A 24119-nucleotide genomic window follows, 5' to 3' on the forward strand; every position below is an offset into this window, starting at 1 on the left:
TCACATGTCCACCGAAGCCAACAAAGCGCTCGTGCGTCGGTTGTACGACGACGTCTTCAACGGTCGCCACGTGGAAGTCGTCGACGAGCTGGCCGCCCCGGACTACGAGGAACATGATCCCTTGCCCGGCCAGGGCCCCGGCCGCGAGGGGCTGAAAAGTCGCGTGAGCATGCTCGTGGAAGGGCTGTCTGCCCGGTTCACCCTTCACGACGTCATCGCCGAGGGCGACCGTGTCGTCGTCCGCTGGACCAACGACGCCACCCACTCCGGCACCTTCCTCGGCATCCCTCCCACCGGACGAACGGCCAGTTTCGCCGGCATCGACATCTACCGCGTCGACGGCGACCGGATCGCCGAACACTGGCACGTGGTCGATCAGCTCTCCATGCTCCAGCAACTCGAACTGCTGCCTCCTGCCTGACGGCGACTCGGCTGCAGCCGACTGGAGTTGCGGGACCCGGCTGCAGGGTTCGCCGCCACCGTGCTGGTTCGCGCGGAGCGCGCCGAGGCATCGGCAACGGCGGCAGCACGCCCACTATGAGTGGCGGTAGCCACCGCCCACACCATGCCGCGGGCCCCCGGCCGGAGACCCCGGGCGCGCCTGGCCCGCCGGCCGCCGCGCCCCTTCCAACAGCCCTACGAAGAGGGCTACTTCACGCTGCTGGCACACCGGCACCAGCGCGGTCAGTGCGGCACAGGGATCGAACGCCGCTCACTCATCCTCCGCTCCGGCCAGGCGGCGCGCGGTTTGCGCAGGCACGGTCGACCGAGGAAATCGCTGCGCGACGCAACGAAACAGCTGTATTCTCCTGTGAGACACAGTTAATGCGTCACGCAATTACTTCGATCCTTGGAGACCCATGCTCACCGTTGCCGTCACCGGAGCCACCGGAGCCCAGGGCGGGGCCACCGCCCGCGCCCTGCTCGCCGCCGGCCATCACGTGCGCGCGCTCACCCGCCGGCCCGCCTCGCCCGCGGCCGACATCCTGCGCGGCCTCGGCGCCGAGGTGCGCCATGCCGACTTCGACGACCGCGCCTCACTGGTGAGCGCCCTCACGGGAGCGGACTCGCTCTTCGCGGTCACCACCCCGTTCGGCACCGACACCGCCACCGAAGTCCGGCAGGGCAAAGCCCTCGCCGATGCCGCGGCACAGGCCCGTCTCGGGCACATCGTGTTCACCTCCGCCGCCCACGCCGACCGGGGCACCGGCGTCCCGCACTACGAGAGCAAACTCCTGATCGAGCAGCACCTGCGTACAGCCGGGGTGCCCTGGACGGTGATCGCTCCGGCCGCGTTCATGGACAACTACGCCACCGGCTGGAGTCTCGACGGGCTGCGCGACGGCACCTTCGCCTGGCCCATGCCTGCCCACCAGTCCCTCACGCTCATCCCCGCCGTCGACATCGGTGCCTTCGCCGCGCTGGTCCTCCAGCGCCGTGACGAGTTCACCGGCCACCGCATCGACATCGCGTCCGACGAGCGCACCCCCGGTCAGATCGCGGAGATCCTCACGACCGCCATCGGTCTCCCGGTCGCTCACCAGGAAGTGCCCCTCGACCAGGTCCGGGCCCACTCGGCCGACCTGGCGGCCATGTTCGCGTACTTCACCACCGCGGGCCTCGACGTCGACGTCGCCGGGCTGCACCGCGACTACCCCGAGGTCGGCTGGCACAGCTTCACCGACTGGGCCGCCACCCAGGACTGGGCCACCCTCCTGGCAGCGGCGCCCGTACATCGGTGACGGCCGCCACCTGCGCCCGCGACCAGGTGCGCCCGCAGGCTCGGGCCGCAAACGCCCTCCCCAACCAGTCCGACCAGGCCACCAGCGAAGGAGCACACCCATGAAACCGATCGGCTACTGGCTCAACCGCACCGACAAGGCGCTCACCCGTTCCATGAACGGCATGCTGGAGGAGTTCGGACTCACACGCATCGCCTGGCAGGTCCTCAACGTCATCCACGGCACCCCCGAGACCGCCGACACTGAAGTCCTGTCGTCCCTCGCCGCCAACGCCGACACCGCCACGCTGGCCGAAGCCATCGACACGGTCCTGGCCGACGGCTGGGCACACCGTCCCGCACCGGGACTGCTCACCCTCACACCGGGTGGCCGCCGTCGCTTGACCGACGTGGCCGCGCGCGTCGACGCGTTCCGTGAGGTGTCCATGGCCGGGATCTCCCTGGAGGAGTACCACACGGCCGTCCGTGTCCTGGAACGCATGAGCAACAACCTGGAAAAGGCGACGGGCGCAGGCCGTTCGGCCCTGTCGGTCCCTTCGCCGTAGCCCCCTCCGCACGGATGCGGGCCCGGCCGCACTCGGCCGGGCCCGCATCCGCATGCTGACGCGTCTGCTGCTGCCTACGTCACCAGCGGTACCAGCGCCCCTTCCGTCCTGCGCCGTCGGCGGAGCGGACGACGAAGCCGAGCAGCCACACGACCAGCACGATCACCGCGATCCACCAGAGCGCCTTCAGGGCGAAGCCCGCGCCGAAGAGGATCAGAGCCAGCAGAAGAACCAGAAGCAGGGGAACCATTGATATCAACCTCCTGGCCAGCGAATGCCCTTGCTTCAGCCTGATAAGCACAGGATTCAGGCGTTAGTTCGTCGGCGTAGGGGGCATCAGCATGTCCCCTGCGAGTCCCCTCGCCCCGCATACGACGCGTGGCGGCCGCTCATCGCTTCCGCGGCCCGCGGATCACGCCGATCACGACCGGGACAGCAGCAGGTGGGCAGCGAGCCCCAGGATCACCGTGCTGGAGACCAGGGCGGTGCACAGGCGCCCCCGGGGCCCTGTCAGCGCGCGGCCCAGCAGCGCTCCGCCGCCGGCCAGGAACAACTGCCAACTGGCGGACGCCATGAATGCCGCCAGGACGAACACCACCTGATCCCCCCGAGCGGACATGGTCGTCCCTTGGCCGGCCATCACCAGGGCCGCGAAGTAGATCACCGTGACCGGGTTCATCATCGTGACGCCCAGGAGCGCGAGATAGGCCCCCACCGGACTCATCAGCTCCCGGTCGGGACCGGCGCCGACCTGCCGCTTGCGGTACCGGACGATGGCCGTCACGGCACTCCTGGAGGCCAGGGCCGCGAGCACGACGGCCGACGCCCACCGCAGAGGCACCGTCACCGACTCGATCGCGGGTGCGAGCGCTGAGCCGGCGATCACGGAGTTCAGCGCGTACAGACCGTCGGCGGTCGCCACGCCCAGAGCGGCACCGGCGCCGACCCGCAACGACGTCCGGGCAGTGAGGGCCACGAGATAGGCCGCGACCGCTCCCACCGGCATGGCGATGCCATAACCGGCCAGGAGTCCCGCGACCAGGGCCGCGCTCATGCGCGGTGCGAATCGGACCTCCACGGGCGGCCCGGCTGCTGCCGGCCCGACTCCGCAACGGCGGAGAAGGGGATACGCAGCACGGGAGCGGTCATCGTGGTCATGGGCAGATCCTCGGCGTGCGCCGGCCACTCGGGCAACCGAATTACTCAGGCGCCGCGCCTCCCTCGAGGCCCTGCCGCGGACGGCTCCGGGCCGGGTCCGGACGCGCCATGAAACCTGATCGGCCCAGACCTGGATCCCCGCTCGCAGCCCACTCCAGGGCTGGGTCAATGTCGGATTCCTGCCGGACGGCGGAGTCGTCTGGTGGTTGGCTCACCGCATGAACACAGCGCAGCCGGACCAGGCCCTGCTCTTCCGCTCCCTTCACACCTCCGCACGCCCCCTCGCGCTCGCCAACGCCTGGGACGTCGCGAGCACGGGTGTCATCGCGGCCGCGGGGGCGCCCGCAATCGCCACCACGAGCGCCGGGATCGCCTGGTCGCTGGGCTGCCCGGACGGGGAGGGCCTCACCGCTGACCGGGTGCTGGAGCTCATCGCTCGTATCGTCGCGGCGGTCGATGTGCCGGTCACCGCCGACATCGAGGGCGGGTACGGGCGGGACGCCGCACGTGTCGCCGACACCGTCACGGGTGTACTGGAGGCGGGTGCCGTGGGTGTCAACATCGAGGACGGCACCCGGCCGCCGGCCGACCTCGAGGCGCGGCTGCAGGCGGCCCGGGGCGCGGCGGAACGGGCGGGAGTGGCTCTGTTCCTCAATGCCCGAACCGACACGTACCTCCTCGGCCTGGGCGACCCCACCACCCGGCTGCGCGACACACTGGAGCGTGCACGGAGATACGTGGACGCCGGCGCCGACGGCATCTTCGTTCCCGGCGTCACCGACCCCGCCACCATCAAGGAGCTGACGGAGGCCATCTCCGTACCGGTGAACATCATGGCCGGCCCCGGAGCGCCGGACGTCGCCGAGCTGGGTGCCCTCGGCGTCGCGCGCGTCAGCCTCGGCTCGGGCATCGCCCAGACCGCCTACGCCGCCGCCCGCCGCGCCGCACGCCACTTGTACGACACGGGCGACTACCGCCCACTCGCCGACGCCATGACCTTCTCCGAGCTCAACGGCATGTTCCCCGACCCGCGCACCCGCTGACGTGAGCTCCGGACGCTGCAGGGGCGCTCTCTCGGAGCGCGAAAACCCTTCGGGCCTTCCCAAGGCGGATCCCCGGCTGGTGGCACGGGCCCGGTACACCGCGGCGTGACGCCGCGCGCCGCGGACCGACCGGTCGGTGCCGAGGGGCGTCTCAGGAACGTGGTTGCAGCACCTCCAGGGCGCCGGTCTCCGTGTCGTAGCTGCGCAGGGTAGTGAGCCGGGCCGACAGCGGAGGCGCCGGCAGCAAGTCCGGGACCCGGCGACCGGCGAAGGCACCGGCCCGCCGGGTCCGGCCCAGGGTGATGTGCGGGCTCCAGCGCCCGGGTGCGTGGAAAGGGTTGAGGGTCTCGGGCGGGCTGTCCGAGACCACCGCCTCCCACACCCGGCGGTGCACGTCGGCCAGTGCGGAGTCGAGGTCCAGCGCCCAGGCCAGAACCGAAGTGGGCCGCTCGAAGCGGACCACACCAATGAACCGCACCGGCAGCGGCAGGGCAGCCGCCACCTCGGCGAGTTCCCAGCGAATCGGCGCCGTCAGCTCCGGGCAGGCAGCCAGGGTGAGGTGCGGGCTGTTGGTCGGTGAGCGGTGCCTGGCCTGGCTGGGCAAACCCGCGTCCGCAAGCCGCCGCCAAGCCTCCCGGACCACCAGATCCGCCGCTTCGTCCAACAGGAGTTCGACCGTACGCACCGCCGCAGCCTACCGGCGATCACCGCCGCTCCCGCCGCGCCCGGCGAGCGCACCACCCACCTGTACGCCGCCAGCACCCGTCTCGATGTGGTGCAGGGATGTGGTTCCATCCTCAATAGTCCTGGTCCTAATGCGACTTGACAGAAGGAGAGACGCATGGCGACGTTCGTCCTCGTGCCCGGCGGTTGGCACGGCTCCTGGGCGTTCGAGACGGTCGTTCCGTTGCTGGAGCGTGCCGGTCACACCGTTCACGCGCTCACCCTGACCGGTCTGCGGCCGGACGACGACGCGTCGACGGTCGCGGCCGCCAACCTCGACACCCACGCCGAGGACGTTCTGCGGCTCCTCGATCGCGCCCCCATCAGCGACGCGACGCTGGTCGGCCACAGCTACGGCGGGATGGTGATCGGCGCGGCCGCCGACCGCGCCGATGGCCGGGTCTCGCGTCTGGTGCATCTCGACGCCTACGTGCCCCGTGATGGCGAGTCGTGCTGGTCCGCGACGACCGAGCGCTACCGGCAGGCGTTCGTGGCGGGCGCTGCCGGCACCGGCTACGCCGTCCGCCCGCCGGACGGTGGCGATCCCCGCCGTCGCCCCCATCCCCTCGCCTCGTTCCTGCAGACGATCCGGCTCACCGGCATGATCGACCAGGTCCCCCGTCGGGAGTTCATCTACTGCTCGGGGTGGGAAGACCGCACGCCGTTCGCCGGCCTCCGCAACCGTCTGCGAGACGATCCCACGTGGTCCGTCCACGACCTCCCCACCCGGCACGACGCCATGCGTGAGGCCCCGGAGGCCGTCGCCGCACTGCTGCTCGGCGAAGGCAGTGCCGCTGCGACAGGGCGTACACGCAGCGTCGGAGAATCTCGGGCGTGACCGGCACCGATGATCTCGGAGCGTGACCGGCACCGATGACCTCGGCGTGACCGGCACCGATGACACTGTCCGCCGGGCGCTGGTCCGCCGGGGCCATGCGCCCGAGGCCGGGCCCAGGAGGGCGGGTTCGCCCGGCCCGTTCAGACGTGGTCCGGGAAGAGGGCCGCGGCCACGTGCTGGGTATCGGCGTATTCGACGACAGCGGTGATCTTGCCGTCGCGCACGGTGTAGATGCCGAGGCAGCGGTTGTCGTACGTGCCGCCGTGCACGGTCTCGGCCTTGGAGGTCCATTCGGCCACCACCCGGTCGCCCTCGGCGATCGTGCTGACGAGTGCGATCTCCAGGGTGCCGGGCACGAGGAGCGGCCCCATGCCGCCGAGGAACTCGTCGACGATCACGTCGCGGCCGTGCCACACCTTGGACATGGGCAGGTCGCCCGGGTAGTGCCAGGTCGCGTCCGGGGAGAAGCTGTTGCGGATCACATCGGCGTCGCCGTCGCGCACGGCCTCGATGTAGCGGATGACTACGGCCCTGGGGTCGGTGGTGGTCATGGTCGTGCTCCTCACTGGCGTGGCTCGGTCCTCGGTCGTCCCGTGGTGTCGCTTACTTGACCATCTGACCGCGCGCAGTGGCCTCCCGGCCAACAACCAGGCCGCCGGACCGACAACGCGAGGTTGTCGCACGGGGTCGACGGCGTTGCGACCACACTGCGGAGTGCGAACTAGCGGTCCATGACGGCGCGTTCCTCTTCGCGCAGCGGTGGCCCCTGGAGGTGGGGCTTTCGCGGTCCGAACAGCATCGGGATCAGCATGTCCTTGGAGAAGAGGCGCGTGGCGGGCTTCTCCATGCTCATCACGTCCAGCAGCGCACCCATGGCACGCGGATTGCGGGCCCCGGTCTCCACCGCCTTGTCGACGAAGCGGGCCAGGAAACGCTCCATGGCGGTGGGCGGGGTGTGCGCGGCGCCGGGGTAGAACGCGTCCTGGCCGACGGCGAGGTCCCAGGCTGCGGCGACAGGGCGGGCCGCGGCGCGTTGCAGCCGACGCGCCGCACCGGGTGCGGTGATGCCCTTGGCGCGCAGGACGTCGCGGACGGCGAGGGCGCCTTGGGCGGCGACGGTCAGGCCGTGGCCGTAGACGGGGTTGTACGCGGCGATCGCGTCGCCCATCACGATGAAGCCGTCGGGCCACCCCTTCATCTTCTCGAAGTAGCGGCGCCGGTTGGCGGTGCTTCGGGTGGTGACGACGTCGCTGATCGGCTCGGCATGCCGAAGGAGCCGGCCGATGACCGGGTCGCCGAAGCCCAGCGCGAAGGGCACGAAGGCGTCGGCATCGGCGCTGGGTTCGCCGCCGCGCGTGCCGGCCAGGGTGACGAGCCACTGGCTGTTCTCGATGGGGAGGATGATGCCGCCTTGGCCGGGGGCCTTGGCGGGGTTGGCCTGCACGTTGACGAGCGGGAAGCTGTCGCCGGCGCCGGCCGGGGCCTTGAACAGGCGGGTGGCGTACGTGACACCGGCGTTCACTTCGCGTTCGGTGACCTCGGGCAGGCCGAGGCCGGCAAGCCACTGCGCTGCGCGGGAGCCGCGTCCGGAGGCGTCCACGACGAGGTCCGCGGGAAGGGTGACGTCCTCGCCGGCAGACTGCACGCGTACGCCGGTGACACGTGTGCCGTCGCCTGTCAGGCCCAGTGCGGTGGTCTCCTCCCGGAGGGTGACGCGTGCGTGGCTGAGCACGCGTTCCCGCAGAACGGAGTCCAGGAGATCGCGGGAGCACACGAGGTTGCGGTGGTGGGTCGCCAGGAAGCGGCGGAACCAGACCTCGTTGGGGGCGCGCGAGATCATGTCGCCCATGATGCGCACGAGTCGGGCGCCCTGGGCGACGGCCGCGTCGGTGAGACCGGGCAGGAGTTCGTCGAAGGCGTTGACACCTCCGCTCCACACCAGGTGGGCGTGACGGGTCTGAGGGACGCCGCGGCGTGGCTCGGGTCCGTCGGGAAGTCGGTCTCGCTCGATGAGGGTGACGTCGGCGAACTCCGTGAGCACGGCTGCGGTGAACAGTCCTGCCGCGCTGGCGCCTATGACGACTGCGGCGGGCCGGCGGGTGGTGATGCTGTCAGGCATGCGTGGTCACGCTTTCTGTGTGGGCTGCCCGCCGGCGGACGCGGTCAAGGGTGCGAGGGCGGCGGAGCGCGGTGGAGATCGCGCTCAGGTCCTGCGCGATGTGGGTGCTGATCTGCGCCGGCCGGGGTGTGTGACGAGGTCTGCCCGCGGCGTAGGCGGCAACGGCGTCACGGATCGCGATCGCGCCGGCGGTGGCGCGTGCCTTGGTCTCGGGATGGGTGTGCGCCGCCTGTGCGTACGTCTTGCGGTACAACTCGCCGTCGAAGTAGGGGTTGAGCAGGCGCAGTGCGTCGTGGATGCGCTGCTGGCGTTGCAGGAGTCGCAGGTCCAGGGGGATCCAAGGGCCGAAGCGGGTGGCGGCGGTGGCCGGTTCGACGGCGCGCACCGCACGGTGCAGGGGGCGCAGCCGCCAGTACTCGTTCTGGTCACGAGCCAGACGTCTCACCGCGGGACCGGCCTGCGGAACGATGAAGCCGACCGCCATCAGCGCCGCCTCCGTCAAGGCGAAGGGAGGGGCGGCCTTGGTGCTGAGCCAGTCCCAGTCGGCGCCGCACCAGCGGGCGCTGAGCGCGGTCAGTTTCGCCGCGTCGAACACCAGGCCGCTGGAGAAGCCGATCTGCAGCAGGACGACCCCGGTCTTCAGCCAGGGGTTGCCCACCTCGTGGAACCACTTCCAGAGCATGTGTACGGCGGTGAGGCAGGACGCGAGGTGCGCGAGGAGGTAGAGCAGGATGTGCTCGCGCATCCAGGGCGTGTTGGCGTAGTAGGTGTCCAGGTCGTAGAGGCGCTCGCGTGGAGCGTCCGCCAGGATGAAGGTCACCCACAGCGCCACGATGATGCCGGCGTACGTCCAGTAGATGCGCCGGATCCTGCGGCGCCGCCGCGGGGAGGGCTCCTCCCTCCACCGCATGATCATGGTCAGGCCGGTGGCGCAGGACGCGGTGAGGAACGAGTACGCCCACGGTGCGGCGATGTTGGGGACGCCGGTGAGCTCGTTCAGGCGCTCGATGTTGACCGGGATGATCACCACCAGGGCCGCGGTGGCCCAGAACAGCAGCAGGGTCGTGGCCAGCACTTCCGGGTCACGCCAGGCACGCAGGAACGTGGGGAGCTTCAACAGCAACGCTACGGCGAGCAGGACGGTGGGGACCGCGTAGGGGACGTGGAAGGAGGAGGTCATGACAGTATGCGGCCGCCACGGTTGATGAGGGAGACGTTGATGCGTCCCTCGACGGTGGACTGGGTGAGGGGGCCTTCCGCGTAGCGGCCCTTCATCCAGGTGCGGACCTCGCGGCCGAACAGGAGGCCGAAGGTTTCCGCGTCCACTTCGTGGTCGTCGGCCGCGGCCGCGCGGGCGGCAACGGTCACGAGGGCGTCCCGGGGCACCTCGTGGGCGGTGAGGATCTGATGCACCGCCCGCTGGACGGCTTCGGGTGCCCGGTCGGCGGTGAGGGTCCGCGCCGCCGCCGGCATTCCGGCCACGTGATGACCGCAGTCGTGCTGCTCCTCGTGCCACAGTTCGTGTCCGAGGATGACCAACTGGGCCTCCGGGACCGTGTGTTCCTCGACCACGATGATGGAGTGGTCGCCGCAGTCCAGTCGCATGCCGGAGACCGGGAGGTCGGGCGGGAAGGGCCGGAAGACCAGCTGGATGGGCCGCTTGGTGCGGGCGCTCATGGCACGGCAGAACCCCTCCATCACCTCGTGCGGTTCGGCGGGGCGCTGAATCGTCCGGGCGGCCTCGCGGCCCAGGGCGGTCAGCAGGGATTTCATGGCCTTGGACGTCACTGGCGCCGGCCTTCCGCCGGGGGCACGACCGAGCGGAGCACTCCCTCGAGGAGACGCTCGAGCTGCTCGCGGGTCAGGGAGCCGTGCATGCGCAGGTCCGTGGCCCGTACTCCGTAGCGGTCCATCAGCGCCAGCAGGGGGTCACCGTCCTCATGGGTCCGCAGCCGGTCCACCAGGGGAATCAGCACACGGTTGAGGGCCTCGTCGGCCGGCGCGGTGAAGAAGGCCTCACCTCCTTCGACGTCGAAGAACCCCACGAGACCGTGGAGGAGTTCGACGCTGGGCACCTTCTTGCCGTCACACACGAGGCGCGCCCAGACCTCGGACACCCCGAGGCGCTCGGAGATGCGCGAGGCGAGGTCGGACATCCGGCTGCCGGTGCGCCTCATGTAGGCCTGCGCGAGGGTCCGGATGCGGCTGCGGACACGGTCGTTGACGCTGTCGGCGGGGAGCGTCGCCTCACCCTGCAGCAGGGTGCGGACCGTTTCCTCCGGCAGTGCCGTCTGCTCGGCGAGGTTCTCGGGGTCGAGCAGCGCGGACTGGTCGAGTCCCTGCTCTTGGATGAGCGCGCGCAGACGCTGCAGCGTCTGCGGCAGCGGTGGGGCTGCTTCCACCCTTGTGCTCCAGGAGGTCGAGGACCAACGACTGTTGTGCACCCGCACTTTACGCACCGGGAAGCGCGTCCTCAATACGATCGTTGGCCATCTGAAAACCATCGTTGACAGGTGGTGATCAGCCGTAGCAATATCGCCGGGGGCAGCGGAGGTGTTCGCTCCGATTGCCTGCCCGCACAGCTTCCGTCCGGACGTGTCGACGCCGGACGGAGCCGGCCGAGGATCCCGCGTGAGACGTCGGGGGACGACGCGGTGCCTCGGCTGGGTCGGCGGTGTCGCGGTGGGGGCGACACCGCCGGCCCTTCGACGGCCGTACGACTCGGCTACGGCCCCCGCCTTGTGCGGCCTCCGGGGGCCGCCCGCGGTGCCGCCGCCACCTGCTGGTTTAATAAGAGCCAGGACTGTGCCGCCCCCATCGGATGCTCGGCGCAAGGTCAGCCCACGTCGATCACGGGGCGCGTTGCACACTCAGCACGGGACCGTTCCACACCAGCCGCAGTCAGGGCCCAGGCCCAGGTCCCGAGAGACACATGAGTACCGACACCACACCACGCCCGGCTGCCCAGCGCCTGCTCGCCGGCCGCGCGCCGGCCCCCGCCGGGCACCGTCACGCCCTGCACGCGACGACCTCGGTCGTCTCGGTGCTGCTGCTCTTGGCCGCCGTGGGCGCCGTCCTGCACGAACCGCTGCTCATCCCGCCCCTCGCCGCCAGCGCCGCCCTCGTGCACAGCACCCCGCGGCTGCCCCTCGCCCAGCCACGCAGCCTGATCGGCGGCCACCTGCTGTCGGCGATCGGCGGCTACCTGGTCCTGGCCGCCTTCGGGAGTTCCACATGGGCTGCCGCGCTGGCAGGCGGCCTCGCCCTGGGCACCATGATGATCACGAGGACGCCCCACTCGCCGGCGGTGGCCACCGCCGTCATCGTCGTCCTCCAGTCACCCGCCCCGCTGAGGTTTCTCACCCTGCTGCTCACCGCGACCGCGCTCCTGGTGAGCGCCGGGACCATCGCCGGGCTGCCCAGGCATGCGCCTCGCTATCCCGCCTACTGGTGGTGACCTACGACCGCGCATATCCGACGAACGCGTTCACGCGTCCTGGGTGACGGGGGCGAAAGCCGCGACCCCGCCTCGCCGTTGCGCGGTTCGCGGCCGCCGGAATGGGCGCCGGCATATCGGAAGACACCATAAGTAATCGGTGCAGTTGGAGCTATGGCCACAATTGCTTCACAGGGGGCGCATATCTCCGTCGGCCGAGAGAAGATTCCGGATGCACCGTTGGAAATGATCAAAAGGAACGATCCGTGCGACCAAGACTTTTCGGCATAGCCGCCTCCGTGGCCGCATTCGGACTACTGGGCTCCCTCATCACCGCCTGCGGCTCGTCCGGAAGTGACGGGACGACGCTGCGCCTGGTGGTCCCCGAGTACGGCGACAACCCGGCGAACGGCTCCAAGGCGTACTGGGACAAACTGACCGCCGCCTTCACCGCCGCCCACCCCGGCAAGAAGGTGGAGGTGACGATCTACCCGTGGGCCGACGTCGACCGCGAGGTCACCCGCATGGTCCAGGCGGACGACGCTCCGGACGTGGCGCTCATGGGCGCGTACTCCGACTTCGCCGCGCAGGGCCGCCTCTACGCGGCCAGTGATCTGCTGCCGATCCGGGCGGAGGCGAACTTCCTGCCGCCGCTCGCGGAGGCGGGCTCGATCGACGACACCCTCTACGGCTTGCCGTTCGTGGCCAGCAGCCGGCTGCTCTTCTACAACGAGGAGCTGTTCGACAAGGCCGGAGCGAAGCCGCCCAAGACCTGGTCGGACCTGAAGGACGCGGCGAAGGCGCTGAAGAAGGACGGCGTGCCCTACCCGTACGCCCTGCCGCTCGGTCCCGAGGAGGCGCACGCCGAGGCACTGATCTGGGAGCTGAGCAACGGCGGCGGATACACCGACGGCAGCGGCGGATACAGCATCGCGTCCCGGCAGAACGCCGAGACGTTCAGCTGGATCAAGGACAACCTGGTCACGCCCGGCCTGACCGGCCCGACGCCGCCGGCCGCGCTCAACCGGCAGGACGCCTTCACCGCCTTCCTGCGCGGCGACGTCGGCATGGTCAACGGCTATCCCTCGCTCCTCAACGAGGCGAGGGCGAAGGGCATGAAAGTCGGCACGCTGACCATGCCGGTGTCGGACACGCTGAGCGAGGGGATCACCCCGCCCTCGGTGGGTGTCGCCGACTGGATGATGGCCTTCAAGCACGACGGCAACCGTGAACTCGTCGGCTCGTTCGTGAACTTCGTCTACGAGGACAAGAACCTCAGCGCGTTCGCCGAGCGCTACCACCTGCTGCCCTCGACGGTGACGGCCACCCAGGCCACGGCGACGGACCCTGGCGCCGAGCAGTTCCTGACCGCGCTGCGCACGGCCCAGCTCTACCCGGTCAACGACCCCTCCTGGCTGCAGGTCAGCAACATCATCAAGCGGAACATCGGCAAGGCCGTGGCACCCACCGCCGACCCGAAGACCGTACTGGAGGACATCGCCCAGGAGGCGCGGGGCGTCACCCAGCGGCAGTGACGCTCAACCGCATCCGGGGGGGCGAGCGTTCCCGCGCCACCGAGTCGGCACCCCGGGTGCCGGGGTGCCGACTCGACCGGGCAGCGGTGCGGACGGCGTTCGGCGGTGTCCGGGCGGGCTGCACCCTTCAGCGCTGGATCTCGGCGCGCATCCTCTCCGTCGTTGTCGCGATGTCCCAGTAGCGGGCCGTACCCCGCGCGTTGCTGTAGACGCCCGTACCGCCGGTGACGGCCATGTCGAGGGAATCCGTTCCGCTCGTCCAGAGGGACTGCATCGTCAGAGAGCCCCGCTCGAGCTCTAGCGTGATCAGGCAGTGCGTCGTGCGTTTCCCGCCCTCGATGCGGACGACCTGACACGACCCGCCCCCACGTCCGACGGTGCGGCCGTCCTTGACGGCGGTTCCCGAATAGACGTCCATGTCGCCCAAGCTGGGCCCCGCCGGTCCCAGGTCGGCAGCCGCGTACTGATCGTTGTGAATGGCGAGTTCGATGACCTCGACTCGATCCCCGCCCGGGGCATCGGCGTCCGCGCTGCCCACCGCGCAGACGCCGACCACGGCCGCGACCAGCGACACGGCAAAGGACTTCTTGAGTGTCATGCGTGTCCTGCTGCTCCCCCGCTCCCTGCCCCGGCGCACATCAGCGGATTCCGGAGTGCTGGTGACCATGTGGATCTCCTCGCTGTGGTCTCCCTCTGCGAACACCCCTGACGCTATGACCACTTGGTGATGCTGTCTAAGATCAATATCGCTATGGCGTTATGACCGAGGAGACATGATGGAGCTGAACTCGCTCAGGCAATTCCTGGTCGTGGCGCGGCTGGAGCACCTCAGCCGGGCAGCCGAAGAGCTGCGCATCGCCCAGCCGTCGCTGAGCCGCACCATCGCGCGACTGGAGAGCGAGGTGGGCGCCCCGCTGTTCGACCGGAGCAACCGGCTGCGCCTCAACGACGCCGGCACAGTCTTTCGTGACCACGTGGAACGTGCTCTCGGTGAACTCCGGGCCGGACAGCGCGCAGTGGCCGAGGCCACCCGTGAGGGCCTGGGCACCGTGAGGCTGGCGTCGGAAACCTTCCTCACCCTCACCGGCCCACTCGCTGCCTACAAGCGATCGCATCCATCCGTCGAACTCGACCTCCAGTGGTCGCCGGTCGAGGACATGGCCCGCCGTCTGCGGGCCCAGCAGGTGGACCTGTGTGTCGCTTCGCAGCCGGTCCAGGCCGAGGGCCTGCAGTCGATGCAGCTGTTCGACGAGGCGGTCGGGGTGAGCACGCCGATCGACCATCCGCTGGCGGCGCGTACGTCCGTGAGTGTCCTCGAACTCGCCGACGAGCCATTCGTCACCGCCCGCGAGGGCCACTGGCTGCGCCGGCTGCTCGACCGGCTCTTCGCGGCACACGGCCTCACCCCGAGGATCGTCTGCGAGAGCGACGAACACAGTGCCCTCGCCGGCCTGATCGGCGCGGGAATCGGCATCGGTCTCGTCCCCTCCTTCGCCCGCCACCTCGCCGGGGACGCCTCCCTCACCTGGCTCCCCGTCGACAGCCCCGGCTGCCGTCGCACGGTGACCCTGTGGTGGCGCGCCGGCAGCGACCTGCCGCCCGCCGCCCGACTGATGCGCGCCACCCTCACCGACTGGAACTGGGACACCGAGGAACCGGAAGGCCGCCCTTGACGGCTTTGCGCCGAGGGCCCCGAAGCCCGTCCTTGACGGCTTTACGCGGAGCCCCCCGAAGGGCGTCCTTGACGGCTTTACGGCGCCTCGCCGGGCCGCGCCGATCCCCGGGCCGACCGCGTGCATGCCCGACGTGTGACTGTGGCGGAGGGTACGAGGTCGGCTGCGATGCGTGAGGAGAGGACGCCCCCGGGTCTTTTGCACCGCGCTCGCCTGAACTAATGTGAGCGCCGTCACGCAGCGAGGGCGCTGGACCGAGACCCGGCCGATGCACCTCCGTGTGGCTTCCGGAGTTGCTCTCCGCCCTCCCTGCCCCTGTCCGCCTCCCGGCGGCCGTCGGGGCGTTCAACGGCCCGGTCGGAACCTCACGGTGCGCGGACCAGCGCGCTGACCTCGGAGTTGAACCGACCTGGCCCCTCGGACGCGGTAACACCCGCTGTCCGGCAAAGGCACATGTCCCGTGCGGACAGCCCGTGGCATCAACCGATCCCGCACGGGCTGTGCACCGGCCTCAACAGCGCAGTCGAGACGACACGAAGGCAAGATCACGCACCTGCGAGGGTGCGGGAATGGAAGCCGAGATGCCTCTGATCAACCTTTCCGTACTTCGTGACCTGCTCACCGAGTTCGATGCGCTCACTCCCCAACCCGACCCGGCACCGGATGTGCGACGGCGACTGGAGGACGTCCAGTACACCGTCTGCGTGTACACCGGTGTACGGGACCCTCAGCAGGCGGTGACTCACGCGCGTGGGCTGCTCGGCCAGGCAGCGGCCGGCTCCAGATGAGGCCGGCGGGGCCGCCCGGCCGGGTGCGGAGCGGGCTGTGTCCGGTGTCCAGGGCCGGCTGCACACAGAACTGACCCCGGCCGCCGGGCGGCTGCCGGGTCGGGGATCGGCAGGGTGACTCGCCTCAGCGCCGGAGCGCGGGGACCGGGCGGACCGGGAGCGCTTCGACGCTGTTGCCGATGAAGCTGCGCTGGCGGGCCAGTTCGGCCTCGGGGACGGCGAGGTCGAGGTCCGGGAAGCGGGTGAAGAGACGTTCCAGGGCGATCGTCGCCTCGAGGCGGGCGAGCGGCGCGCCTACGCAGTAGTGCGCGCCCTGACCGAAGGAGAGGTGCCGGGACGCGCCGGGCCGGGTGATGTCGAAGCGGTCGGCGTCGGGGCCGTGGAAGGCCTTGTCGCGGCCGGCGGCGGTGTAGCCGGCGAGGACCGGGGTGCCCTGCGGGATCACCGTGCCGCCGAGGTCCAGGTCGCGGGTGGGGTAGCGGAAGGGGAACCAGCTGACCGGGCCGTCCCAGCGCAGCGTCTCGTCGACCACGTCCGACCAGGTGGCCTTGCCGTCCAGCACGAGCGCCAGCTGATCGCGGTGGGTGCACACGGCCCGTACGGCGTTGCTGATCAGGTTGAGGGTGGTCTCGTGACCGGCGACGAGCATCAGACGCATGGTGCCGATGAGTTCGGCCTCGCTGAGCCGGTCGCCGCCGTCCTCGCGGGCGGCTATCAGGGCGCTGGTCAGGTCGTCGCCGGGGGTGGCCCGGCGGGCGGCCGCGACGGTGCCGAGCAGTTCGACGAGCTCGCGTACGGCGGCCATCACCTCCGCCGGGGTGGTGTCGGTGGCGATGATCACCGTGTAGGTGAGGTCGTGCAGCCGGCCGCGGTGCTCCGGGTCCACGCCGAGCAGCTCGCAGATGACGCTCATGGGGAGCGGGAGGGCGAAGTGGGTGCGCAGGTCCGCGACGCCGTCCGGGTCCTCGGCGGCGGCCCGGCCGAGGTCGTCGAGGAGGCCGGTGGTCAGCTCCTCGATACGCGGCCGCAGCCGCTCCACCTGGCGGGCGGTGAAGGCGTTGCCGACCAGCGAGCGCAGCCGGCGGTGGTCGGCGCCGTCGGCGGTGTGCATGCCCTGAGCGTTGGCGAAGACCCGCAGCGGCCAGTCCGCGGGGATCGTGCCGTCGTGCAGGGCCGGGCAGTGGCGGGCGTCCTTGGCGACGTCGGGGTGGGAGAGGAACTCCTTGAGCGCGTCGTGCCCCAGGACGACCGCTGCCGGCACGCCGCCCGGCAGGACGATGTCCGCAACGGGCCCCTGTGCCCGGAGGCCGGCGTTCAGGGCGTGCGGGCAGCCACCGGCGGGGTCGACGACGTGGGCCGGGGCGGGAAGGGGCGTTGCGGAGGACAAGCCGGAACTCCTGACCGTCTGAGCGAATATCGGCCAACAGTGCGGTGCCGAAGGGTGATTGCACAAGTCCGCCACGCGAACGGCGGGGCGTACAAGCCCCGGTCCCGCCCGGGCCGTCGCCGACTCCCCCTTCCGGAACCGGGCGCCTGGCCGGGGAGGCCGAGCGCCGGATCACGCCGCGGCGGTCCGCGCAGCGTCCGCCGGAGTCCGGCCGTTGTCAGTGCCGGCTGGCAGGATCAGCGGCATGACACCGTTGCTTCTCACCGACATCGAGCGGGCCGTGCGCAGCAGTTGGAGCGCCGAGACGTGCACACCCGAGTTCCGGTCGCGCTGGACCGCGGACAATCCGGCCCGGGACCAGTGCGGGGTGACGGCGATGGTGCTCAATGACCTGCTGGGAGGGGAGTTGATCCGAGGAGAGGTCCACGTCGGCGGAGTGCGCGTGGACTACCACTGGTGGAACCGCCTGGGCGGGGGAATCGAACTCGACCTCACCCGCGAGCAGTTCCGGCCGGACGAGGTCGTCACGGGAGGCATCGTGATCCCTCGCCCACCGGTGACCGAATGGCGCAGACTCCGAGAGGAGTACGAACTCCTCCGCGAACGCGTCCTGGAAAGGCTCCACCGCCAGCAGGCGGCACCGTCACAGCGAGGGTGAGCAGGCATGTGCCGCAGGCTTTCCTTGCCTGACTGGAGGCAGTTGGGCGAAGGTGGGTGCGTTCGGTGGGGTACGAAGGGGGACGGGGGATGTCGATGAGGATCGGTGCCGGCAGAGAGGTGGACGGACCGCTGGCTCCTGGGAGGGTCGGGTGGAATCGCCTGACGGGTGCGGCGCTAGTCCTTGTCTCGGTGCTTGCGGCGATGGCGTGTGCTTGGGTGTTCACCACTTGGCTGCCCAGTGACCGCGAACTGCACCGGGATTACCAGGCAGCCCGTGCATGCCCCGCGGGCACCGAGATACGACGGTCCGAGGACTGCTTGCGGCACCTCACGTTCACGGTGCAGGCCACCAGCACGACCAGAAGGAAGATGCGGGCGACCCTGCTCGGCCCGCGCCCCCTGTCGAGAGTCGTCGTGGCGTTCGGCGACCGGGGGCCGGTGCTGAGTGAACTCGGAAAGGGCGACCGGATCACCGGTACCGTCTGGCGTGGCGTCGTCGTCGAGGTCGCCCATGGCGACGACCGGCAGACCTCGGCCGACGCACCTCGCGACGAACCCCAGATGGCGGGTGCCGTCGGCACCTTCGCGGGCCTGACGGCGGGGCTGGCGCTGGTGTTCGGCGCGATACGTCTGGCCAGACCCCGCGACCCCGGACTCTTCGTCTGGCGCCCCTACGGCAAGGTGCTCCTCATCGTCACGGAGGCCAGTTGCGCTGTCGTGGGGCTGGCCACCGTGTGGGCGGGCCTGCCCTGGGTGCTCGTTCCCGCCATCTGCGGGACGGTGCTCATAGGCACGGCATGGTTCCTCCACCAAGACCTGCGGAGAGGGGCCGCCAGGCAGGACCGACCGGACGTGGCATAGCACCTGAGACGCGCCCGGCCGGCTGTTGGACCGACAGGGCGGCAGCGCAGCCCTCGCAAGGCCCGCGATCAAGCCGTCCCTCGGCTCTGGGTCACTGCTCCAGCGCGTGACCGTACTGCGAGGCAAGCGCTGCCACGTCCGGTTCACCGAATTCCGCGCGCAGGGCATCGAACGCGTCGACCTTCTCGTCACCGAAGCGTCGGACGTACCGGGCGTAGGCGGCCGCGGACAGGAACTTCGGGGGCGTGGTTTTGCTGTGGAACTTGTCCGCGTACATGACGAGCCGTTCCTCGGTGGATTCGGCGACGTAATCGCACGGCGGCAGCGGAAGGCCCTGCGCAACGACGTCATGCTTGGTGATGCCCACGCCGGTGTGGCACGAGCAGATCCGGCAGAGGTGCTCGGGGTATCCCTCACCCCTGAGGATTTCGTGGCCGAGGATGCCGTGACGGATGTAGTTGTCCCGGTCGACGTGTCCGTCCACGGTGATGAGGGAGTAGACCCCGATATCGTGCAGGAGGCAGCCGGCCCTCACCAGCTCGAGGTCCACCCGCAGCGATGAACGCGCGACCAAGTGCTCCGCGACACTCCAGACGATCTCGCAATGGGTGTGCACGACGTCGAACGCCTCTGCTGTCGGCGCGTACTTCTCGTGCAGGGCGCGGATTTCGTCAACGCTGGGAAGGGACACGTGCGGAGCCTAGCAAGGGCTTGTGGATGACCTGGGGCAGTCCCGTCGGACGGGACTGCCCGGCCGTCACTTCCCGCCGACGCCCTTGTCCCCGATGTGGAAGATCTTGTGGCTGGAGCGGCTCATGTCGACGATCAGCCGGCTCGTGCTGGACTTGCTCCAGGTGAGGGTGATCACGGCCTCCGTGTGGTCGGCGGTGCCGGTGTCGGTGACCTTCCAGGCGAGCGGCACGTTCTGAGCGCGCAGGACCCCGTCGGCGTGGTTCTCGGCCTCCCAGGCGTTCAGTTCCTTCTGGAAGCCGGCGGTGAGGTAGTGGCTGCGCAGGGCCTCGCCGAGACCGCCGCCGTCCTCGTCGGTCACGGCGTCGATGTAGGCACCGTAGAAGTCGGCGATCCGGGTGATGTCGTCGGACGGCTTGCCGCTGACGCTGCGCGGAGTCCCGGCCGAAGCCTGCACGGTGGCGCCGACGCCGAGGGCGACGGCGAGGACTCCGGCGGTGAGGGCGGTGCGGGTCGTGCTCTTCATGTCTGTTCCCCGTCTTCTTCTGTGATCAGGTGGTCGATTGGTCGAGTGGTCGGGCTGTGGTGCGGTTGTCGTTGCCCGGGCGGCCCTCCCGACCCCCGTGGCGGGAGGGCGCACCCGGACGGCCTTCGTCAGCGGAGTTTGTCGACGGCCGTGGTGGTCGTCTTCTTGAAGGCCCGCACCGGGGCGCCCTCGAACCCGCCGAGCTGGGCCCAGTTCACGACCGTGACGGTGCGGCCGTCCCGGCCCACCGACAGCAGGCGGACGTCGCTCGCACCCCAGGAGGTCTCGGTGTGGACGCCGTAGACATGGGCCCCGTCCTCGACGGGCAGGGTCCCGTAGTCCTTGCCGGTGGCCCGGGTGTCCGGCTGCTGTTGTTCGATGCGGGCCGCGCAGGACTCGATGTCCGCGTTCAGCCGGGAGGTCAGCTGCTCGGCCGTGCGGGTGTCGGACAGGACGACGGTGATCTGCCGGGCGCCGGTGTCGAGGTCGGTGCGGAAGTCGCGATGCCAGGCGGCCGTGTGTCCCGGCAGCGCCCGCAGGCATGCGTCCTCGCCCGTCTCCTGCGGTACGCCTGCGGTGACGTCACCGGCCGTCCAGGACGAGGCTGGGTGGGGCGGCAGGTCCGCGGCCGCGAGGAAGCCGGGCGCCTTCACAGCGGCGGCGGCCGGCCCGGCGAACGCCACGGCGAGGCCCGTGACGGCGAGGCCGAGGAGCGTACCTGCTCCGGTGCTTTTGGGCATGGGTGTCCCCCGTGAATGAGTGCGGTGAGTCTCATCGCTGCGGTGCGGTGAGGTCAGGTGCATGCGTGCAGCGCACGAATGCGGTGCGTGCGTGCGGTGCACGGGTGTGGTGCGTGGCTGCATGTCTGTCGGACCTCGCCCGAAAGGCCGGTCGGTCTCTCCGGCGCGGGTCGGGCCGACGACAAGAGCATCCGCCGTGGCCGGGAGTCGACGCAACCGACGGCGGCCCTTTGGCGACGGTGGAACCATCCCAGCCCGGTTGACGTGCAGGTATATGAGTGCCTGGGATACGGGATCGCGGGCGGACGACGGGGGAACGGTGTCTGCTCGGGACGACGTCGAGGAGTTCACGGCCCTGCTGCGCCGGCTGAAGGACCGCACGGGCCGCAGCTACGGCTCCCTGGCCCGCCGCGTCAACATGAACACCTCGACGCTGCACCGCTACTGCGCCGGCGAGGCCGTACCGCAGGACTTCGCGCCCCTGGAACGGCTCGCGGCCTTCTGCGAGGCCACCGCACAGGAACGCCTCGAACTGCACCGGCTGTGGTTGTCGGCGGTCGCGGCCCGGCAGCGGAGAAGCACGACGGCCGGTTCCGCGCAGGCGCAGGCAACCTCCGCACCGGCGCAGGCAATCTCCGTACCGGCACCGGCACCGGCACCAACGCCCGAAACCGACGCGGACGGAGCACTCGCCGAGGCCAGCAGCTCCCCACGACGGCCCGACCAGCCCGGCACGGACCATCCCACCCCCGGCTCCCCCGCCCCAGGCCCTCCCGACCCGCACGAGTCCACCCCCTCCCCCGCGCCCCGCCCCTGGTACCGGCGGCGGCGCGTCCTGGTGTCCGCCGCCGTCAGCTGCGCATTTCTCGCCACCGTGGCCGGCATGTCCGCTTCGTCGCACGGCCGTTCGTCCCACGCGGACACCTCCTCCTCCGTGCTCCCCCGGACGGACGCACCTGCCGCGCCCCACCACTCGACGACCCCGCCGGCCACCGCCTCTCCCTCCCCCTCCCTCTCGCCCAGCGCTTCGCACAGCGCCCCGTCGCCGGGCCCCGGGCGCACGTCGCCCGCCCCGCCCGCCGCCACCGGGAGCGACCGCCACCCCACCGCGGCTGCGAAGCCGCCCGCCGGACCGCCCCTCACCTACAGCGCCGACTCTCAGGTCTGGGACATGGGCTGTGGCCACGACTACGTCATCGACAAGCCGCCCGTACAGGTCCCCCCGCCGCCGGTGCAGCAGGACGCCGGCGCGTGGGCGGCGTCGCTGGGCGCGGTGCACGGGCGGCAGACGATGGTGCAGGTCTCCGTGCAGGGCCGGTCGTCGACGGCCGTGGTGCTGGAGGCGTTGCGTGTGCGCATCGTCAGCCGGGGCGGCCCGGCCACGGGGAGCGCGTACGCCATGGACCAGGGCTGCGGTGGCGAGCTCACGCCCCGCCGCTTCACCGTGAACCTCGACGCCGACCGCCCCATCGCCCGCCCCAAGGACGGGGCCGACAGTGAACACACCCTGCCGGCCGTGCACTTCCCCTACCGCGTCTCCGCCGAAGACCCGGAGGTTCTGCTGGTCGACGCGACGACACTGAGCCACGACACCCGTTGGTATCTCGAGCTCGACTGGTCGTGCCAGGGCCGCACCGGCACGATCCGTATCGACGACCACGGCCGGCCGTTCCGCACGACCGGTATCAGCCACATGCCCCGCTACTGGTACGGCACGACGGACGCGGGCGGACGTGCGTGGGTCCCCTACAGCGGCTAGGACCGCACCTTCCGCATTCAGATACGCGACTGCCCCGGAGCACATGCTCCGGGGCAGTTCTGTCCGTGCTGCGATCAGACGGCGGTGATGTTCTCCGCCTGCGGGCCCTTCTGGCCCTGCGTGATGTCGAACGTCACGGCCTGACCCTCGACGAGCTCACGGAAACCGGAAGAGTTGATGTTGGAGTAGTGCGCGAAGACGTCCGGGCCGCCGCCGTCCTGGGCGATGAAGCCGAAGCCCTTTTCGGAGTTGAACCACTTCACGGTTCCGCTGGCCATGCCAATACCTCTCAGTCGATGTCGGGCCGCACCGCGCGGCCCGGAGGTGGTCGTCCTGGTCCGGTACTGCACAGCAAAACGCCCACGCCAAAGCGCGGGCAGGAACTGCGAACCACGACAGCTGAGAGTGAAACTACACGGTGAAACTGCTCATCACCATAGAGCAACGACTTCAAGCCGCCACTCGAGCGTACAGGCCACTGCTCCGGTCAGGTGGGCGCGGCCTGTTCGAGGGAGCGACCGGAACGGATCGACGCGGTGATCCCGTCCATCCACGGAAGCCGCTCCCCTGCGGCACGGCCAGGCACACATGCGGATCACGTTCCTCGGCGTCGTTCGCCGATCGTGCCAGGCAGCACGCGTTCGGTTGCGTGCAGGTCGAGGGTCCAGTTCTGGCCGACGAGGTCGTGGCCGAAACTGTGGTGGCGTTCCTCGTCGGCGAGGGTGAAACCGAAGCTCCGGTAGATCTTTCGCGCCGCCACCAGCACGTCGTTGGTCCACAGCGTCACCTGTTCGTAGCCCGCCTCACGGGCGAACGCCAGGCACTCCCCGACCAGGCGCGCTCCGAGCCGCAGCCCCCTGCCTTGTGGCGTGACGAGCAGGATCCGCAGCCTGGCCGTCCTCGGCCGGTCGCCGGCCATGAGGAAGACGCACCCCACGCGCCGGCCGTCGACCTCGGCGATCCAGCCCGCCTCGCGGTCCGGGTCGTGCCGGGCGGCGTACTCGGCGACGATCTTGGCGACCAGGGCCTCGAAGTCGGTGTTCCAGCCGAACTGCTTGGAATAGACCTCGCCGTGGGCCATCACCACCCATCCCAGGTCGCCGGGACGGTCGGCTCGACGCACTACGACGTGTCTCTGATCCTGCTCCGACATGACCTGTTCTCCCGGCTTCCTGATCGCCGTCTCCACGGACTGAAACAGTTGTTTCAGTTGGTTAGGCTAGCCCCGTGCCCCAGGAAACGCCAACCCCCTCCGCCCGGCAGCGCGAGCTGCTGGAGGCGGCGTACCACTACGCCCTCGCCCACGGCCTGGCCGACCTGTCGCTGCGCCCACTGGCCGAGGCCATCGGCTCCAGCCCCCGGGTCCTGCTCTTCCTCTTCGGCAGCAAGGACGGCCTGGTGCGGGCGCTGCTCGCGCGGGCCCGCGACGACGAGCTGGCGCTCCTGGCCCGGGTCAGGCGGCCCGAACACCCCGCCGGCCTGGTCCCGGCCGTCGAACAGGTCTGGGCGTGGCTCGCCGCGAAGGAGCATCGGCCCCTGCTGCGGCTGTGGGCCGAGGCGTACGCGCGCTCCCTCGTCCAGCCCGACGGGGCTTGGGCCGGGTTCGCCCGTGCCACGGTGGAGGACTGGCTCGGCGTCCTGGCCGACTGCCAGCCGCCGTCCGAACGGGACGGCGAGGACGGTGCCGTGCGGCGCACCCTGGCCCTGGCCGTGCTGCGCGGCGCCCTGCTCGATCTCCTGGCGACCAACGACGAGCAGCGGCTCACCGAGGCCGTGGGGCACCAACTCGCCCTGCTGCGGGGCTGAGACGCCGCGCCTGCCGTAACGCCCCTGATCCTGGGAGGGGTTCGCGGGCTGGCTGTCCGACGGCTGAAGGAAATCGTTCGACGGGCCCGGC

At 70.5% G+C, this 24119-nt stretch carries 28 protein-coding genes; 13 read left to right on the forward strand and 15 right to left on the reverse strand.

Going from position 1 to position 24119, the window contains the following annotated elements; all coding sequences use genetic code 11:
* Positions 1–4 precede the first annotated feature (4 nt).
* The 3 genes from AB0E88_RS04770 (at position 5) to AB0E88_RS04780 (ending at position 2286) form a co-directional block, all read left to right on the forward strand.
* A complete protein-coding gene (locus AB0E88_RS04770) occupies positions 5–421 on the forward strand; it encodes an ester cyclase (RefSeq protein ID WP_361623773.1) in 417 nt (138 codons plus the stop codon).
* A gap of 439 nt (positions 422–860) precedes the next feature.
* Positions 861–1742 carry an NmrA/HSCARG family protein gene (locus tag AB0E88_RS04775; RefSeq protein ID WP_361623776.1) on the forward strand — a complete coding sequence of 294 codons (882 nt, stop codon included), beginning with the start codon at positions 861–863 and terminating at the stop codon, positions 1740–1742.
* Between the two features lie 100 nt (positions 1743–1842).
* Positions 1843–2286, forward strand: coding sequence for a MarR family winged helix-turn-helix transcriptional regulator (locus tag AB0E88_RS04780; protein ID WP_361623779.1), 444 nt, complete (start codon positions 1843–1845; stop codon positions 2284–2286).
* Positions 2287–2365: 79 nt separating this feature from the next.
* Here the strand turns inward: AB0E88_RS04780 and AB0E88_RS04785 are convergent, their stop codons facing one another.
* Together AB0E88_RS04785 and AB0E88_RS04790 are read right to left on the reverse strand one after the other, a co-directional pair.
* Positions 2366–2536: a hydrophobic protein gene (locus tag AB0E88_RS04785; protein ID WP_146464684.1), complete on the reverse strand. Its 171-nt coding sequence runs from the start codon at positions 2534–2536 to the stop codon at positions 2366–2368.
* A 171-nt stretch (positions 2537–2707) separates the two neighbouring features.
* Complete coding sequence (locus AB0E88_RS04790; RefSeq protein WP_361623783.1) at positions 2708–3340, reverse strand: LysE family transporter; 633 nt, start codon at positions 3338–3340, stop codon at positions 2708–2710.
* Positions 3341–3662: 322 nt separating this feature from the next.
* On the opposite strand from AB0E88_RS04790, the gene AB0E88_RS04795 reads away from it, so the two are divergent.
* Positions 3663–4487, forward strand: coding sequence for an isocitrate lyase/phosphoenolpyruvate mutase family protein (locus tag AB0E88_RS04795; protein WP_361623786.1), 825 nt, complete (start codon positions 3663–3665; stop codon positions 4485–4487).
* A gap of 151 nt (positions 4488–4638) precedes the next feature.
* On the opposite strand, the gene AB0E88_RS04800 is transcribed toward AB0E88_RS04795, so the two are convergent.
* A complete protein-coding gene (locus AB0E88_RS04800; RefSeq protein ID WP_361623789.1) occupies positions 4639–5172 on the reverse strand; it encodes a 2'-5' RNA ligase family protein in 534 nt (177 codons plus the stop codon).
* A 156-nt stretch (positions 5173–5328) separates the two neighbouring features.
* On the opposite strand from AB0E88_RS04800, the gene AB0E88_RS04805 reads away from it, so the two are divergent.
* Entirely contained in the window at positions 5329–6048 is a 720-nt protein-coding gene (locus tag AB0E88_RS04805; RefSeq protein ID WP_361623792.1) for an alpha/beta fold hydrolase, read from the forward strand.
* A gap of 140 nt (positions 6049–6188) precedes the next feature.
* Here AB0E88_RS04805 and AB0E88_RS04810 read toward each other — a convergent pair whose 3' ends face one another.
* From AB0E88_RS04810 to AB0E88_RS04830, 5 genes are all read right to left on the reverse strand, one after another.
* Complete coding sequence (locus tag AB0E88_RS04810) at positions 6189–6599, reverse strand: nuclear transport factor 2 family protein (protein WP_361623795.1); 411 nt, start codon at positions 6597–6599, stop codon at positions 6189–6191.
* A gap of 170 nt (positions 6600–6769) precedes the next feature.
* Positions 6770–8167 carry an FAD-dependent monooxygenase gene (locus AB0E88_RS04815; protein WP_361623798.1) on the reverse strand — a complete coding sequence of 466 codons (1398 nt, stop codon included), beginning with the start codon at positions 8165–8167 and terminating at the stop codon, positions 6770–6772.
* A complete protein-coding gene (locus AB0E88_RS04820) occupies positions 8160–9347 on the reverse strand; it encodes an MAB_1171c family putative transporter (RefSeq protein ID WP_361623801.1) in 1188 nt (395 codons plus the stop codon). Before AB0E88_RS04820 ends, AB0E88_RS04815 begins: the two co-directional genes overlap by 8 nt.
* Entirely contained in the window at positions 9344–9955 is a 612-nt protein-coding gene (locus AB0E88_RS04825; RefSeq protein ID WP_361623804.1) for a toxin, read from the reverse strand. The genes AB0E88_RS04820 and AB0E88_RS04825 overlap by 4 nt, the downstream gene beginning before the upstream one ends.
* Positions 9952–10569, reverse strand: a complete 618-nt coding sequence (locus tag AB0E88_RS04830) for a hypothetical protein (RefSeq protein ID WP_361623807.1) — start codon at positions 10567–10569, stop codon at positions 9952–9954. Before AB0E88_RS04830 ends, AB0E88_RS04825 begins: the two co-directional genes overlap by 4 nt.
* 530 nt (positions 10570–11099) lie before the next feature.
* Here AB0E88_RS04830 and AB0E88_RS04835 point away from each other — a divergent pair.
* Positions 11100–11624: an HPP family protein gene (locus tag AB0E88_RS04835; RefSeq protein WP_361623810.1), complete on the forward strand. Its 525-nt coding sequence runs from the start codon at positions 11100–11102 to the stop codon at positions 11622–11624.
* A gap of 245 nt (positions 11625–11869) precedes the next feature.
* On the forward strand, positions 11870–13138 hold the full coding sequence (locus AB0E88_RS04840) for an extracellular solute-binding protein (protein ID WP_361623813.1): 1269 nt from the start codon (positions 11870–11872) through the stop codon (positions 13136–13138).
* Positions 13139–13265: 127 nt separating this feature from the next.
* Here AB0E88_RS04840 and AB0E88_RS04845 read toward each other — a convergent pair whose 3' ends face one another.
* On the reverse strand, positions 13266–13736 hold the full coding sequence (locus tag AB0E88_RS04845) for a hypothetical protein (protein ID WP_361623816.1): 471 nt from the start codon (positions 13734–13736) through the stop codon (positions 13266–13268).
* A 175-nt stretch (positions 13737–13911) separates the two neighbouring features.
* Between AB0E88_RS04845 and AB0E88_RS04850 the strand changes: the two genes are divergently transcribed.
* Entirely contained in the window at positions 13912–14811 is a 900-nt protein-coding gene (locus AB0E88_RS04850) for a LysR substrate-binding domain-containing protein (protein WP_361623819.1), read from the forward strand.
* A 569-nt stretch (positions 14812–15380) separates the two neighbouring features.
* Positions 15381–15599, forward strand: a complete 219-nt coding sequence (locus tag AB0E88_RS04855) for a DUF5133 domain-containing protein (protein WP_361623822.1) — start codon at positions 15381–15383, stop codon at positions 15597–15599.
* A 124-nt stretch (positions 15600–15723) separates the two neighbouring features.
* Here AB0E88_RS04855 and AB0E88_RS04860 read toward each other — a convergent pair whose 3' ends face one another.
* On the reverse strand, positions 15724–16986 hold the full coding sequence (locus AB0E88_RS04860; RefSeq protein ID WP_361623825.1) for a cytochrome P450: 1263 nt from the start codon (positions 16984–16986) through the stop codon (positions 15724–15726).
* A 244-nt stretch (positions 16987–17230) separates the two neighbouring features.
* Between AB0E88_RS04860 and AB0E88_RS04865 the strand changes: the two genes are divergently transcribed.
* Together AB0E88_RS04865 and AB0E88_RS04870 are read left to right on the forward strand one after the other, a co-directional pair.
* Positions 17231–17644, forward strand: coding sequence for a hypothetical protein (locus AB0E88_RS04865; protein WP_361623828.1), 414 nt, complete (start codon positions 17231–17233; stop codon positions 17642–17644).
* Positions 17645–17964: 320 nt separating this feature from the next.
* Positions 17965–18507, forward strand: a complete 543-nt coding sequence (locus AB0E88_RS04870) for a hypothetical protein (RefSeq protein ID WP_361623831.1) — start codon at positions 17965–17967, stop codon at positions 18505–18507.
* 91 nt (positions 18508–18598) lie between these two features.
* Here AB0E88_RS04870 and AB0E88_RS04875 read toward each other — a convergent pair whose 3' ends face one another.
* The 3 genes from AB0E88_RS04875 to AB0E88_RS04885 form a co-directional block, all read right to left on the reverse strand.
* The gene (locus AB0E88_RS04875) at positions 18599–19198 is read right to left on the reverse strand and encodes an HDIG domain-containing metalloprotein (RefSeq protein WP_361623834.1); all 600 of its coding nucleotides are present in this window, start codon (positions 19196–19198) and stop codon (positions 18599–18601) included.
* 66 nt (positions 19199–19264) lie between these two features.
* Positions 19265–19723, reverse strand: coding sequence for a hypothetical protein (locus tag AB0E88_RS04880; protein ID WP_361623837.1), 459 nt, complete (start codon positions 19721–19723; stop codon positions 19265–19267).
* 128 nt (positions 19724–19851) lie between these two features.
* Entirely contained in the window at positions 19852–20463 is a 612-nt protein-coding gene (locus AB0E88_RS04885) for a hypothetical protein (protein ID WP_361623840.1), read from the reverse strand.
* Between the two features lie 319 nt (positions 20464–20782).
* On the opposite strand from AB0E88_RS04885, the gene AB0E88_RS04890 reads away from it, so the two are divergent.
* A complete protein-coding gene (locus tag AB0E88_RS04890; protein WP_361623843.1) occupies positions 20783–22222 on the forward strand; it encodes a helix-turn-helix domain-containing protein in 1440 nt (479 codons plus the stop codon).
* 74 nt (positions 22223–22296) lie between these two features.
* On the opposite strand, the gene AB0E88_RS04895 is transcribed toward AB0E88_RS04890, so the two are convergent.
* Positions 22297–22500 carry a cold-shock protein gene (locus AB0E88_RS04895; protein ID WP_361623846.1) on the reverse strand — a complete coding sequence of 68 codons (204 nt, stop codon included), beginning with the start codon at positions 22498–22500 and terminating at the stop codon, positions 22297–22299.
* Between the two features lie 317 nt (positions 22501–22817).
* Positions 22818–23375: a GNAT family N-acetyltransferase gene (locus tag AB0E88_RS04900; protein ID WP_361623848.1), complete on the reverse strand. Its 558-nt coding sequence runs from the start codon at positions 23373–23375 to the stop codon at positions 22818–22820.
* A gap of 74 nt (positions 23376–23449) precedes the next feature.
* Here AB0E88_RS04900 and AB0E88_RS04905 point away from each other — a divergent pair, with 74 nt between their 5' ends.
* Positions 23450–24028 (forward strand): TetR family transcriptional regulator, encoded by a 579-nt coding sequence (locus tag AB0E88_RS04905; protein WP_361623850.1) that lies wholly within the window; start codon positions 23450–23452, stop codon positions 24026–24028.
* Positions 24029–24119 lie beyond the last annotated feature (91 nt).

Origin of the sequence: Streptomyces sp. NPDC028635, from assembly GCF_040637635.1 — a bacterium.
Taxonomy (GTDB): domain Bacteria; phylum Actinomycetota; class Actinomycetes; order Streptomycetales; family Streptomycetaceae; genus Streptomyces.

Excerpts from the sequence above, each read along its gene's own strand:
- AB0E88_RS04780 (WP_361623779.1), top strand. The coding sequence starts at position 1,843 with ATGAAACCGATCGGCTACTGGCTCAACCGCACCGACAAGGCGCTCACC.
- AB0E88_RS04810 (WP_361623795.1), bottom strand. The coding sequence starts at position 6,599 with ATGACCACCACCGACCCCAGGGCCGTAGTCATCCGCTACATCGAGGCC.
- AB0E88_RS04865 (WP_361623828.1), top strand. The coding sequence starts at position 17,231 with ATGACACCGTTGCTTCTCACCGACATCGAGCGGGCCGTGCGCAGCAGT.
- AB0E88_RS04845 (WP_361623816.1), bottom strand. The coding sequence starts at position 13,736 with ATGACACTCAAGAAGTCCTTTGCCGTGTCGCTGGTCGCGGCCGTGGTC.
- AB0E88_RS04900 (WP_361623848.1), bottom strand. The coding sequence starts at position 23,375 with ATGTCGGAGCAGGATCAGAGACACGTCGTAGTGCGTCGAGCCGACCGT.
- AB0E88_RS04795 (WP_361623786.1), top strand. The coding sequence starts at position 3,663 with ATGAACACAGCGCAGCCGGACCAGGCCCTGCTCTTCCGCTCCCTTCAC.
- AB0E88_RS04885 (WP_361623840.1), bottom strand. The coding sequence starts at position 20,463 with ATGCCCAAAAGCACCGGAGCAGGTACGCTCCTCGGCCTCGCCGTCACG.
- AB0E88_RS04770 (WP_361623773.1), top strand. The coding sequence starts at position 5 with ATGTCCACCGAAGCCAACAAAGCGCTCGTGCGTCGGTTGTACGACGAC.
- AB0E88_RS04785 (WP_146464684.1), bottom strand. The coding sequence starts at position 2,536 with ATGGTTCCCCTGCTTCTGGTTCTTCTGCTGGCTCTGATCCTCTTCGGC.
- AB0E88_RS04815 (WP_361623798.1), bottom strand. The coding sequence starts at position 8,167 with ATGCCTGACAGCATCACCACCCGCCGGCCCGCCGCAGTCGTCATAGGC.
- AB0E88_RS04835 (WP_361623810.1), top strand. The coding sequence starts at position 11,100 with ATGAGTACCGACACCACACCACGCCCGGCTGCCCAGCGCCTGCTCGCC.
- AB0E88_RS04880 (WP_361623837.1), bottom strand. The coding sequence starts at position 19,723 with ATGAAGAGCACGACCCGCACCGCCCTCACCGCCGGAGTCCTCGCCGTC.
- AB0E88_RS04790 (WP_361623783.1), bottom strand. The coding sequence starts at position 3,340 with ATGAGCGCGGCCCTGGTCGCGGGACTCCTGGCCGGTTATGGCATCGCC.
- AB0E88_RS04850 (WP_361623819.1), top strand. The coding sequence starts at position 13,912 with ATGATGGAGCTGAACTCGCTCAGGCAATTCCTGGTCGTGGCGCGGCTG.
- AB0E88_RS04820 (WP_361623801.1), bottom strand. The coding sequence starts at position 9,347 with ATGACCTCCTCCTTCCACGTCCCCTACGCGGTCCCCACCGTCCTGCTC.
- AB0E88_RS04855 (WP_361623822.1), top strand. The coding sequence starts at position 15,381 with ATGGAAGCCGAGATGCCTCTGATCAACCTTTCCGTACTTCGTGACCTG.
- AB0E88_RS04895 (WP_361623846.1), bottom strand. The coding sequence starts at position 22,500 with ATGGCCAGCGGAACCGTGAAGTGGTTCAACTCCGAAAAGGGCTTCGGC.
- AB0E88_RS04775 (WP_361623776.1), top strand. The coding sequence starts at position 861 with ATGCTCACCGTTGCCGTCACCGGAGCCACCGGAGCCCAGGGCGGGGCC.
- AB0E88_RS04805 (WP_361623792.1), top strand. The coding sequence starts at position 5,329 with ATGGCGACGTTCGTCCTCGTGCCCGGCGGTTGGCACGGCTCCTGGGCG.